General features: G+C 42.1%; 15 protein-coding genes. All 15 read right to left on the bottom strand.

What is annotated here, in order from left to right:
• Positions 1 to 11 precede the first annotated feature (11 nt).
• Positions 12 to 491, bottom strand: coding sequence for a tRNA (cytidine(34)-2'-O)-methyltransferase (locus Q0296_RS05660; protein ID WP_298037821.1), 480 nt, complete (start codon positions 489 to 491; stop codon positions 12 to 14).
• A 98-nt stretch (positions 492 to 589) separates the two neighbouring features.
• Complete coding sequence (locus tag Q0296_RS05655) at positions 590 to 1,756, bottom strand: CCA tRNA nucleotidyltransferase (protein WP_298037818.1); 1,167 nt, start codon at positions 1,754 to 1,756, stop codon at positions 590 to 592.
• A complete protein-coding gene (locus Q0296_RS05650) occupies positions 1,716 to 2,156 on the bottom strand; it encodes a hypothetical protein (protein ID WP_298037815.1) in 441 nt (146 codons plus the stop codon). Before Q0296_RS05650 ends, Q0296_RS05655 begins: the two co-directional genes overlap by 41 nt.
• Positions 2,138 to 2,383 (bottom strand): hypothetical protein, encoded by a 246-nt coding sequence (locus tag Q0296_RS05645; RefSeq protein ID WP_021089560.1) that lies wholly within the window; start codon positions 2,381 to 2,383, stop codon positions 2,138 to 2,140. The genes Q0296_RS05650 and Q0296_RS05645 overlap by 19 nt, the downstream gene beginning before the upstream one ends.
• Positions 2,364 to 3,446 (bottom strand): 3-isopropylmalate dehydrogenase, encoded by a 1,083-nt coding sequence (gene leuB / locus Q0296_RS05640; protein WP_107804887.1) that lies wholly within the window; start codon positions 3,444 to 3,446, stop codon positions 2,364 to 2,366. Before leuB ends, Q0296_RS05645 begins: the two co-directional genes overlap by 20 nt.
• Positions 3,447 to 3,455: 9 nt before the next feature.
• Positions 3,456 to 3,941: a 3-isopropylmalate dehydratase small subunit gene (locus Q0296_RS05635; RefSeq protein WP_298037809.1), complete on the bottom strand. Its 486-nt coding sequence runs from the start codon at positions 3,939 to 3,941 to the stop codon at positions 3,456 to 3,458.
• Positions 3,942 to 4,219: 278 nt separating this feature from the next.
• Positions 4,220 to 5,074, bottom strand: coding sequence for a hypothetical protein (locus Q0296_RS05630; protein ID WP_298037806.1), 855 nt, complete (start codon positions 5,072 to 5,074; stop codon positions 4,220 to 4,222).
• A 150-nt stretch (positions 5,075 to 5,224) separates the two neighbouring features.
• The gene (locus Q0296_RS05625) at positions 5,225 to 6,118 is read right to left on the bottom strand and encodes a DUF4299 family protein (protein ID WP_298037801.1); all 894 of its coding nucleotides are present in this window, start codon (positions 6,116 to 6,118) and stop codon (positions 5,225 to 5,227) included.
• Between the two features lie 17 nt (positions 6,119 to 6,135).
• Complete coding sequence (locus tag Q0296_RS05620) at positions 6,136 to 6,495, bottom strand: DsrE family protein (RefSeq protein WP_009294098.1); 360 nt, start codon at positions 6,493 to 6,495, stop codon at positions 6,136 to 6,138.
• Between the two features lie 73 nt (positions 6,496 to 6,568).
• Positions 6,569 to 7,168, bottom strand: coding sequence for a LysE family translocator (locus tag Q0296_RS05615; RefSeq protein ID WP_298037796.1), 600 nt, complete (start codon positions 7,166 to 7,168; stop codon positions 6,569 to 6,571).
• Between the two features lie 266 nt (positions 7,169 to 7,434).
• Positions 7,435 to 7,926: a DUF1877 family protein gene (locus Q0296_RS05610; protein WP_298037789.1), complete on the bottom strand. Its 492-nt coding sequence runs from the start codon at positions 7,924 to 7,926 to the stop codon at positions 7,435 to 7,437.
• A gap of 107 nt (positions 7,927 to 8,033) precedes the next feature.
• Positions 8,034 to 9,080, bottom strand: coding sequence for a type II asparaginase (locus Q0296_RS05605; RefSeq protein WP_035160651.1), 1,047 nt, complete (start codon positions 9,078 to 9,080; stop codon positions 8,034 to 8,036).
• 85 nt (positions 9,081 to 9,165) lie between these two features.
• Positions 9,166 to 9,501 carry an AzlD domain-containing protein gene (locus Q0296_RS05600; protein WP_298037777.1) on the bottom strand — a complete coding sequence of 112 codons (336 nt, stop codon included), beginning with the start codon at positions 9,499 to 9,501 and terminating at the stop codon, positions 9,166 to 9,168.
• Positions 9,498 to 10,160: an AzlC family ABC transporter permease gene (locus Q0296_RS05595; RefSeq protein WP_298037771.1), complete on the bottom strand. Its 663-nt coding sequence runs from the start codon at positions 10,158 to 10,160 to the stop codon at positions 9,498 to 9,500. Before Q0296_RS05595 ends, Q0296_RS05600 begins: the two co-directional genes overlap by 4 nt.
• Before the next feature lie 93 nt (positions 10,161 to 10,253).
• A partial coding sequence (locus tag Q0296_RS05590) for an MBL fold metallo-hydrolase (protein ID WP_298037768.1) occupies positions 10,254 to 11,074 on the bottom strand: 821 nt, incomplete at its 5' end.

Raw genomic sequence — 11,074 nt, 5'->3', positions numbered from 1 at the left:
AAAAAGCGCTCTCAAACCTCCCTCCTAAAGTCGAATTTAGCTATATTTTGCCTGATCGCCTCATATGCGATGATACCGGCACTCATGGCTAAATTTAAGCTCCTGCCCTCTTTTCCCATCGGGATCGTTATGGCATTTTTAAAATTTATATCCATAAATTCCCTTGGCAGTCCCGTGCTCTCTCCGCCAAAAAATATAAAATCTCCTGGCTCAAATTTAGCGTCGTAGTAAAGCCTATTTGTCTTAGTCGTAGCAAAGAAAAATCGCTCTTTGTGGCTTAAATTTGCCTCTAAAAACTCATCTAGGCTCTCCCAAATTTTTGGATCTAAAATTTTCCAATAATCAAGCCCTGCCCGTCTAACAGCCTTTTCGCTCAGGTCAAACACGGTTGGCTTAACGACGTGAAGCTTTAAATTTGCATTTACGCACATTCTGCCGATAGCTCCGGTGTTTTGCGGTATCTGAGGATGGACTAGGACTATGTTAAACATAAATTTATTTTTGCCTTAAAAAGTGTTATAAACTGCCTTATTCTAGCCAAAATGGGCTTTTAAGAGTTTTAAAATTTAAATTTTATTTATCTATAAATTTAGTGTTTTGCAAGAGTTTCAAGGTGCTTTATAATAGCAAGCAACTGCCTTCGTTTTATCTCAGCGGCGATCATCTCATTTTTAAAGCCAGCCGCCAAGATCTCGCTCACATCGACCTTTGCGTCAAATTTAGCCTCATAAACTCCAAGCTCTTTTGCACGCTCTATGCGCTCTTTATTATAAGCTCCAAGCCATGATTTTAGTGGCATATTTAGAGCAATTTTTAGTAGCTCATTGTCTCTTGGCATGTCTTTAAAAAATGGCTCTTTTAAGATAGAAAAATAGCTCTTTGGCAGGCGCATTTTCTCTAAAATTTCCTTTGCGTCAAGCTCAAATTTACCAAAAAGCATATATAAAAATAGCCGCTCATCATCCACGAAATTTCTAGCACTCTTAAGTTCGCTCAAAAACTCATCATTCTCGCAAATTTGCACGCCAAAAATTTGCTCAAAAAGTGAAAGCTTAAAAAGATAAAACGCCCCTTTTTCAAGATGCTCTGAGCGAAAAAATTTAATGAGCTCGGTATTTATCCTATCCTTGCTTAGATGCGCTAGATCAAGCGTTTTCATAAGCTCTAGCGTCTCGTCAGCTATGCTAAAATCAAGCCTAGCGCTAAACTGCACCCCACGCAACACCCTTAGCGGATCTTCTTTAAATTTCTCACTATCAATGTGCCTTAGCGTCTTGTTTGCAAGGTCCTTTTTGCCGCCATGAAAGTCTAAAATTTCGCCGTCAAAGATATTCATCATCATGGCATTTACCGTAAAATCACGTCTAAGACTTGCAAGGCTTGGATCATTTATATAGCTTACGGCAAAGTCTTTGTGCGAATTTCCGGTCTTACTCTCGCTTCTAGGCAGGCCAAGATCGTAGTTTTTGTATTTGTAGATGAAGTAGCTTTTGCCAACACCACTAGCCTTTATGCTAGCCATCAGCTCGTCAAATTTAGCAGGCTTTATATCATAAACTTCGATGTCGTAGTCATAAATTTCTCGTCCCAAAAGCGCGTCTCTCACACAGCCTCCGACTAGATAGACACGCTTGCTAAATGGGGCAAATAGCGACCTAAAAAAGTCTAGCTCGCTATTTTTGTAAATTTCTGTCCCAGTTTTTGCCTCAAATTTGTTATTTTGAGAGATTTTGGAGTCTATTTTCGATGTTTGCAAGGGTAAATTCTAAAAATTTAGTCGTTAGCTCGAGCCTTTGGCTAAGGTCTTGCTCGCTAGTTTGTTTAAGCCCTTCAAAAAGCACCTCGATGCGCTCAGCAAGGTTTGCTAAGAAAATTTCCTCATCGCTTATCTCCCTGCTCTTTGGCGAAATTTGCGCCACCTTTGGCTCTGGCTCACTTTGCACACTTGACACGCTTAGCACGCTTGCCTCTACTTTTGGCTCTTCAAGCACATGCTCATCAGCAGTTTCTATTGCCAAAAGCTCTTTTTTTAGATTCTCCCTTTCGAGCTCTTCTTGCTTTTTGTTTTGCAGTGCCTCTATCTTTTCAAGCTCGGCGCTAACCTCACTAATGGCCATCCTAGCGATATCATCAAGCTTCATAATCTTATCAACCACCTTTTAAATTCATTTATCTCTTCGTCACTTTTCATCCTGATGAAAAACTCTTTCATCTGCTCGTTTTTTATCGCGCGCTCTTTGCGAAGTCCGCTAAGGCGGTTTATCGCGCTAAGGGCGTCCTTGTTTGATGGGTCTTGTTTTAAGATGTTCTTGTAAATTTCAAGCGCATCGTCTTTTAGCCCTTGAGCCTCATAGATCAGTGCTTCAGTGATTGTGTTTTTCATTTTTGATAAACCCTGCTATAACGTCGCCTATCTCGCTTGTTGAGCAAATTTCAACTGCGTTAAAAGCGGCGATATCTTTTGTTCTATATCCCTTTGCAAGTGCTGTTTTTACGGCATTTTCTATCGCGTCTGCCGCCTCGCTCTCGCCAAATGCGTATCTTAGCATCATCGCTGCGCTTAAAATGGTAGCTATTGGATTTGCTATGCCCTGCCCTGCGATGTCTGGCGCTGAACCGTGGATAGGCTCATAAATTCCCACTTTACCGCCCATACTAGCACTTGGCAAAAGTCCTATCGAGCCACAAACCATGCTCGCTTCGTCGCTTAAAATGTCGCCAAATAAATTTTCAGTAAGTATGACGTCAAAATTTGCAGGCGCTCTTACTAGCTGCATCGCTGCGTTATCGACATACATAAAACTAAGCTCCACTTCAGGATAGCCCTTTGCCACCTCGCTAGTCACCTCGCGCCAAAGCTGGCTTGTCTCAAGCACGTTTGCCTTATCGACCATACAGACCTTTTTCTTGCGAAGCATAGCCGTCTCAAAGGCGATCTTTGCGATGCGCTCGATCTCAAATTTAGTATAGACCATCGTGTTAAAGGCTCTATCTTCGCCTTTTTCTCTAGGCTGTCCAAAATAAAGCCCACCAGTTAGCTCACGAACCACGACAAAATCAACGCCCTTTAAAACCTCTGGCTTTAGCGTGCTAGCATCCACTAGCTCGTCAAAGATGATGGCTGGGCGTAAATTTGCATAAGCTTCTAGCTCTTTTCTGATCTTTAAAAGCCCGCTTTCTGGTCTTAGGTGTCTTGGCAGGCTGTCCCATTTCTCGCCGCCGATTGCTCCAAAAAGCACAGCATCGCTACTAAGTGCCGAGCTTAGCGTCTCATCTGGCAGTGGCTCGCCAAAAACGTCGTATGCTGCGCCACCCATTAGCTTATAGTCATACTCAAATTTGATACCAAACTCGGCACTTACGACGTCTAAAACCTTTATCGCCTCGTCGATGATCTCAGGGCCGATACCATCGCCTTTTATAACGCAAATTTTATAGTTTTTCATCGCCGCTCCTTAGTTCATCTTCGCTTTTGCGTACTCGATAAGGCCGCCAGCGTTTAAAAGCTCTTGCATAAATGGCGGGATAGCGTTAAATTTATACTCTTTTTTTGTGCTTTCATCTACGATGACGCCGTTATCTACGTCGATCTTTAGCGTGTCGCCCTCGTTTATCTCGTCGGTTTCTTTGATCTCAAGTATCAAAAGCCCTGTGTTAAAGCTATTTCTATAAAAAATTCTCGCAAAGCTCTTTGCCACAACAGCCGCTATGCCAGCCTCTTTTAGCGCTAACGGGGCGTGCTCTCTTGAGCTACCGCAACCAAAATTTTCGCCAGCTACGATGATGTCACCTTTTGCTATTTTTGAGCTAAATTTAGGATCGGCGTCTTCCATGATGTGTTTTGCTAGCTCTTTTTCGTCTGAAGTGTTTAAATATCTTGCGGCGATGATGATGTCAGTGTCGACATTATCGCCAAATTTCCAAACTTTGCCTTGTTTCATTTTTAACCTTTAGTTTTGTAAATTTGGGCTGATTTTAACCAAAAGAAGCTAAATAAATAATCAAAACTCGGCAGCTATCGGTTAGAGTGGGTAAATTTAAGGTCTTTTAAGCGATGCGTATGAGCTAAGAATTTAAGTCTTACTAAATTTAGTGGAAAAATGGCTAAAAAGTAAAAATAAAAACATGCACCGCCTAGTTTAGCAGTTAATGTCGATGCTCAGTTTTATCAAGCCAGCTAGCCTCCGCCAGCAGGATTGTAAATTTAAGAGCGGTTATTTTATTCGTAGTATTCGTAGCTGATTTGTAGCTTTTTGTATAGACCGATCTCTTTTATGTCGCCGTTTTCGTAGTATTTGTCCGCGGGCTTAAATTTGACCGAGGTTTTATGCGTCAAATTTCCACGCTCGTCCCTCGTTATGTCTTTAAACTGCAAGATTTGCCAGATTTTTGCCTCGGAGCCGAAGTAATTTACCGACGTATACTCCATCTCGTCGCCGTTTGCGGCGTAGTAATAAACCCATTTTGAGTTCGGAGTTTGCGTGATTTTTTCGTATTCGCCGTTTGGCTTGCGCTCGAAGCTTATCTCTATGCCGTGCCGCGGCTCCATATTATCTTCTATCCGCGTTAAAACGCCCTTTTCGTCGTAGACGTAGCTATCGTCTATCACTAGTTCCCTGCCCGAATACACAGCCCGAGCGATCATTTTGCCGTCCTTGCCGTAAGTAGTTTTCTCCGTGCGCGGGTAAAATTTATCCTCGATATACTGCTCTTTGGCCGTCTCGACTAAATTTTCGCCTTCAAATTCGTATTCGTAGAGATAAACGGCGCTATCTTGATATTTTTTGCGTATTAGCCCGTCTTTGTCGTACTCAAACAAAACCGAGCTGTTTGGCACGCCGTTTATATGCTCGGTTTCTTGCAGCATATAGCCGTTTTCGTCAAACTCCGTCCGCTTTACGCGAGTATTTTCTAGCGCGCCGGAGCCGTCTATAGAGTATTCGTACTCCGTAGCCGTCATACTTTTGACCTCGCCTTTTAGATCTTTTTTGCTCCAGTCGCTTTCTGGTAAAACGGCCGAGTTTAGATAGCAAACCACCGATGCCGCCGCTAAAATAGCCTTTAAAATTTTCATTTTTATCCTTTTTAAACCATGCGTATTATACTCAAAAAGCGGTATAGTCAGTAAAATTCTAGCTTTTATGAGCTTAAAAATGCGCTTAAACTGGCTTAAATTTTAAGCAAGTCTGAGGTGAATTTACATTTTTTTTGGGGTTTAATAAATTTAAGCCTTTGCCCTTTGTAAAATTTCTTTCATCTCCTTCTCGCTAAGTGGCTCAACAAGCACGTTTGCAGCGTCGATGAAGCGGTACTTTTCTTTTGGTAAATTTGCCATGAAAGCTCCATATTCGCACTCATCAAGCACGTGCGCGTCACTATCATCCACGCCCACAACTAGCGTAAGCACCCAGCGCGAGACCTTGCGATCTCCAAGCGCCTCTTGCGCCTGCCACGACGGAGATGGAGCATAAGGCAAGATGGTCGGTAAATTTTCACTAAGAGTATATGCGCCAAAAATTTCGTTGCCGTCTTTGTCTTGATAGAGGTGCTCTTTTGCGCTATATGCGTCAAGATACTGCACCTGTCTCATCATCTCATCAAATTTAGCCGCAGGACTGGCACTTGCAAAAATTTCATCTACCATAACCGCGTCAAACGCCACGTCTCGCTCCACGCCAGAGATGTAAAGCGTTTGATTTTTCTCTTTTATATCTTTTAACGCTTCAAGCCCCCACATGATGTCAGTCTCGTAGTCAAATTTTAAAATTTGCTCGCTATCATAAATTTTTTCGTTGTCGCACTCTATTTTTGAGCCAGTTTGAGCCGAGAGCTTTGAGAGTAGCTCAAGTGCGATCTGCCAGTCGCCGACGCCACTTGGAGTATAAACACGCACGATATACTCGCCATCTTCGTAGTTTAGCTCAAAGCCACGAACGCTCTTTTGCCACTCGCCTGCTATCATCACGTCAGCGCCCAGCTCATTTGCGCTTGGCTCCTCTTGCTCGCTGTTAAAAAAGAAAAGCCCCTCAACAAGAGCTGAAATTTCACGCTCGCTTAGCGCCTTTGCATATCCGCCAAGTAGCTTCTTTTTATTTTTTACACTAAATGTCAAACTCATAAATTCTCCTTTTTGCTCTAAAATGTCATCACCTGATCACACTCTCTCACCCACTCGGACAAGATATCCATGCTGCCTTTCACCTCAGCCTCGAAATAAGGCTCTCCTACGTGCAAACCGCACCTTGTTTGGCAACTGCCACAAACCTTAAGCATCGCGCCACCAGCGTGTAACTCTTTTAGCATCGCTACTAGATCAACGTCGTAGTTTTCTGGCTTTTTGGTGCTATTTCGCGCAAGATCGACTGCGTCGTTCATGAGAAAGATCCTAACCTCTTCGCCCTTTTCTTTTAACGCTCTAGCTAGCCTTAGCGCGTTGTAAGCGTTGTCCGTGCCATTATATGGCTGATTTGTAAATATAAATAGAAATTTTTTCATCTCTTATCCTTTTGCTAAAAATGTAGTGCAAACTGGGCAAATTTTAGCCAAGCTAGGTAAAAAGGGGATAAATTTATCTAAAAAGCAAGAGCACGCCGATCGTGCAGACGATGATGGCAGTGCAAATTTCAAGTAGCCTTAGGTGCGTTTGTAAAAATTTCTTTAGCATAGCGCCACCAATCGCGTAGATATTTAGAGCGCAAAACTCGATGAAAACGAGCGTTACGGTGATCACGCACATACGAGCTAGGCTAAAAGGATCGTCTTTATCCAAAAATGTAGGCAGCAAGGCTGAGAAAAATATCCACGCCTTTGGATTTGAGACGCTAACGATGAAGCCATTTATAAACATCTGCTTTTTGCTTGGCAAATTTGAGACATTTGTGATGCTAAGCTCGCCCTTGCCAAAAAAGAGCATAGCGCCAAGATAGAGCATATAAAGGCCTGCGATGATATTTAGCGCCTTAAATGCGTACTCAAAATGATGAAGCACCGCGCCCACGCCAAGCATACAGCTAAACGATACAAAAGCAAGTGCTAAAAGCTGCCCAGCCATCACGAAAAACGAGTGTTTGTAGCCAAAGCTCATACCAACGCTCATCGCATAAGTCATGTTGATGCCTGGCATCATGGAGATCGGGAAAATCGTGACAAAAAAGAGCAAGAAATTCATGAAGCGCCTTAAAAATTTAGTGAAATGCTAAATCAAAATCTATAAATTTATGATAAAAGAGCGCTTTATTAGCAAATTTAGCCTGCTTTTGGTGCTAGACATATAAATTTAATAAATTTAGCGCAAAAACAAGGGCGATTTTGTGTGTATTTCACAGCCTAGATGGCAAATTTAGCTTTTGATATAAAGGCACTCTATAAATTTATTTGCCACAAAAGCTAGCTAAATTTAAACCACAAAAATAGCCCCACTAAAAATTTAGAAATTTAGGCTATTACTATTAGCACGCCAAGCCCATTGCTAGCGGCATTTTGGTAAAAATTTAAAAGCCCAGCAAAATGCTCTTTTAGCCTCGCTTTTATATCTTCAAATTCGCTCTCGCACCCAAAAATATCAGGATATGTCTTTGAGCTAGCAAATTCTTTTAAATTTATCTTTGCTAAAAGTGCGTTGATATCAACATTTTTCAACGTCTCAGCCACCTCTTTTACATCCGAAGCGTTAGCATAAGAGATCATCTCGCTTAGCTCTTCGTTTAAGGCACTACGCCCAAAAATAGCCCAGCTAAAAGGCTCATTTGAGCTAAAAATATCGCCAGCCTTAAGCCTTTCCTGAAAATTTGTGCCAGTTAGCATCTTACACATCGCGTCCCAAAAATTGCCCATGTCGTATTCGTCCAAAAGTTCGCCGCCGCCGCCATTTTTGATCTTTTCTATATCATCTTGCGAGTAGGCATAGTAGTGCGCGCTGATCCCCATTTTAGAGCCTTAAATTTAATGTAAATTTGAAAAAGTGAGGGCGGAGCTATAAATTTAATAGTTCCGCCGTAATATTAAATAAGTGCAAATATCGCGAGACGCTGCACTTAGTGGGTTAAGAAAAACTCTTGAATTTTAGCTTTGTCGCTTGTTTTTGTAAGTGCAAGCATCAAAAGCACTCTAGCTTTTTGAGCGTTTAGGTTGTCGCTTGTTAAAAAGCCGTATTTTGCGTCATCAACTTCGCCGTTCATAGTTGTCTCGCCGCTTCCCACACGTGAGTCACGAACTACCACTACGCCAGCTTTTGAAGCCTCACCAAGAGCCTCTAACACGCTAAAGTAAGGGTTGCCGTTGCCAAGACCAGCGCTAACGATGCCTTTTGCGCCGTTTTTGACAGCTACATTTACAAAGTCAGGGTTGTCATTTGCGTGAGAGTAGATGATATCAACTCTTGGAAGCTCTTTTACGCCAGTTAGGTCAAAAGCTGAGCTTGCTGTGTGTTTTCTGATTGGGTTCATATAGTATTTTACGTTGCCATAAAAGACAGTGCCGATCTTGCCGCTATTTGGTGATTTAAATGTATCAACGCCTGTTGTGTTAGTTTTTGTAACCTCTCTGCCAGCGTGAATTTCGTCATTCATAGTGACTACAACACCCTTGCCTACGCTATCTTTGCTGATAGCAACATTTACAGCGTTAAATAAATTTAGTGGGCCGTCTGCGCTTAGTGAGCCGCTATTTCTCATCGCACCTACAAGCACAACTGGCTTGTCGCTTTTAACGACTAAATTTAAGAAGTAAGCTGTCTCCTCCATAGTGTCTGTGCCGTGAGTAACGACGATACCATCGGCTTTGCCGCTGTTTAGAAGTTCGTTTATTCTATTTGCAAGCTTAAGCCAAACTTCATTGTTCATATCTTGTGAGCCGATATTTGAAATTTGCTCGCCTTTTATGGTAGCGATCTTGTTGATATCTGGCACGGCTGCGATTAGTTTATCGACCGTAACAGTTCCAGAAGTATAGCTTGAATCAAGCGAACCTGAGCCGCTTCCTGCTATCGTTCCACCAGTAGCTAGGATGTAGATGGTTGGCTTAGCAACCGCTAAAGTAGTACCTAAAATCATGAGTAACACCGCCTTAAAGATTAAACGCATTTTAGCTCCTTTGCATTAAAATTTGCTAGAGCATTATAACGTCATATATTTAAAAAATTTATTAATTTTCAAAATTTATATTTATTTAAAAAATTCTTATCAAAAGCATATAAATTCCAGTCGAAACGACTATACTAAGAAGGGCATTTTTAAATTTCAAATGCACCAAAACAGCCGTAAAAACCGCCACTATCTCGCTTAAGCCGTATGGATACTCGCTAAATTTTGTATCTTTTAGCCCGTAGCAAACCAAAACGACCATTATCATCATACCCATGTGCTTCTCAATGGCGTCTAGATAAGGATTTGACTTATAGTTTCTTAACGCATAAAACGGCGTCGCCCTCGTTATAAAAGTAGCCAAGGCGCTTAAAAGCACCGCCACAAAAAGCACCATCTCGTTTGAGCTTACACTTATCAAATTTTATCCTTAAACAAAAGCAAAAATATAAAACAAAGTGCCATCGAGCCAACAAGCACAAATTTAGCTGGAAATAGACTCACTCCAAGCACGCCAAAAAAGGCTGCCGCAAAGAGCACGCGGTAGTTTTTATCATTTTTAAACATCTCGATGACGACCACTATAAAAAGCGAGGTCAAACTAAACTCAAGCCCCTTTGTATCGGCCTTTATAAGATCGCCAAGTATCGCTCCAAGCAGCGTTCCAGCCGCCCAGTAAGACCATGCAAGCAAATTTAGCCAGGTAAAGACAAAACTTCGCTCACTTGCATCTTTTAGTCCTAAATTTTTAAATATCGCAAAGGTCTCATCTGTTAGCAAAGCGATGTTTAAAAGCCTAAATTTGATCCCGCTATACTCTTTTAAAAGCGAAATTCCATAAAAAGTGTGGCGCAAATTTACAAGGTAGCTCATGATAAAGACCTCAACATAGCTCGTGCCGACGCTAAAGAGCGAGAGCATCATAAACTGCGCTGCGCCGCCGTATGCTAGCGTGCTAAGTGCCACAGCGATAAATGCGCTCACTCCCATGCTCTTTGCCAGCACACCAAAAGCGACACCAAGCGGGAAATAGCCCATAAAGATAGGAATAGATAGTTTAAAAACGTAGTTAAATGTCAAATTTTACCTTCATAAAAAGCCAAAATGTTAGCAAAAATTTGAAAATTTAGGATAAAGGCTAGAAATTCTAGCTCTGTAAGGTAAAATTTGAGATTAAAATTTGATGATTTCGCCGTCATCTGGGATAGTGATCTTGCTCTCTATGCCTTCTTTTTTAACAAATTCACGAAGATCCTTACGGCTTACGCTCGTGTGATTTACGGCATCCATATGCACTGCAATGATAGTCGCGCCATTAAGCACTTTTGCGGCGTGAGCTACGTCGGCTTTGCCCATTATGATACCGTTGTCAGGAAATGCCAGCACGCGAGCGTCGCCCGTATTCATCACGACTACACTAGGATTAAATTTGTTTAGAGCCTTATTTACGTCCGCAGTCCAAAGCGTATCGCCCATGACGTAAAGCGTTTTATGCCCCTTTGCTTCAAACACTACGCCCATCGCATCACCCAAAATAGCACCAAGCTGCTTGTTTTCATACATCTCTGCTGTGCCGTGAGCGCCGCCTGCTTTATATAGTTTCACTCCTTTAAATTCAGCCGATTCGTCTAGCACTCTTACGTCTTTAAAGCCTTGCTTTTTGATTAGCGCCGCATCATCGTTATGCTGAGCAAAGATAACGATATTTTTAGGTAAAATTTCAGCCGCGACCTCATCCCAGTGATCAGGATGCGTGTGCGTAACGATGATCGCATCGACGCCCTTATACACATCTTTTGCATCCATAGGAAGTTCTATCAAAGGATTTCTAAGGTGTGAGTTTAGCGTCCCCTCAAAGCCAGGATATTTACCCTTTGGTGCAAGATACGGGTCGAGCAAAAAGTTCACTCCTGCGTAGTTTATCTTTGCGGTAGCGTTTCTGATATGCTGAAAGCTGTCTTGTGCGTTTGCCACGCCAAAGCCCAAAAATAGAG

This window comes from uncultured Campylobacter sp., assembly GCF_937890585.1.
GTDB lineage: Bacteria > Campylobacterota > Campylobacteria > Campylobacterales > Campylobacteraceae > Campylobacter_A.
The sequence above is the reverse complement of the archived record's forward strand: the minus strand, read 5'-3'. Positions and strand labels throughout refer to the sequence as shown.

What these genes read in the sequence shown, in the direction of transcription:
- Q0296_RS05660 (WP_298037821.1), bottom strand. Translation starts at nt 491, where the DNA reads ATGTTTAACATAGTCCTAGTCCATCCTCAGATACCGCAAAACACCGGA.
- Q0296_RS05645 (WP_021089560.1), bottom strand. Translation starts at nt 2,383, where the DNA reads ATGAAAAACACAATCACTGAAGCACTGATCTATGAGGCTCAAGGGCTA.
- leuB (WP_107804887.1), bottom strand. Translation starts at nt 3,446, where the DNA reads ATGAAAAACTATAAAATTTGCGTTATAAAAGGCGATGGTATCGGCCCT.
- Q0296_RS05635 (WP_298037809.1), bottom strand. Translation starts at nt 3,941, where the DNA reads ATGAAACAAGGCAAAGTTTGGAAATTTGGCGATAATGTCGACACTGAC.
- Q0296_RS05630 (WP_298037806.1), bottom strand. Translation starts at nt 5,074, where the DNA reads ATGAAAATTTTAAAGGCTATTTTAGCGGCGGCATCGGTGGTTTGCTAT.
- Q0296_RS05625 (WP_298037801.1), bottom strand. Translation starts at nt 6,118, where the DNA reads ATGAGTTTGACATTTAGTGTAAAAAATAAAAAGAAGCTACTTGGCGGA.
- Q0296_RS05620 (WP_009294098.1), bottom strand. Translation starts at nt 6,495, where the DNA reads ATGAAAAAATTTCTATTTATATTTACAAATCAGCCATATAATGGCACG.
- Q0296_RS05615 (WP_298037796.1), bottom strand. Translation starts at nt 7,168, where the DNA reads ATGAATTTCTTGCTCTTTTTTGTCACGATTTTCCCGATCTCCATGATG.
- Q0296_RS05610 (WP_298037789.1), bottom strand. Translation starts at nt 7,926, where the DNA reads ATGGGGATCAGCGCGCACTACTATGCCTACTCGCAAGATGATATAGAA.
- Q0296_RS05605 (WP_035160651.1), bottom strand. Translation starts at nt 9,080, where the DNA reads ATGCGTTTAATCTTTAAGGCGGTGTTACTCATGATTTTAGGTACTACT.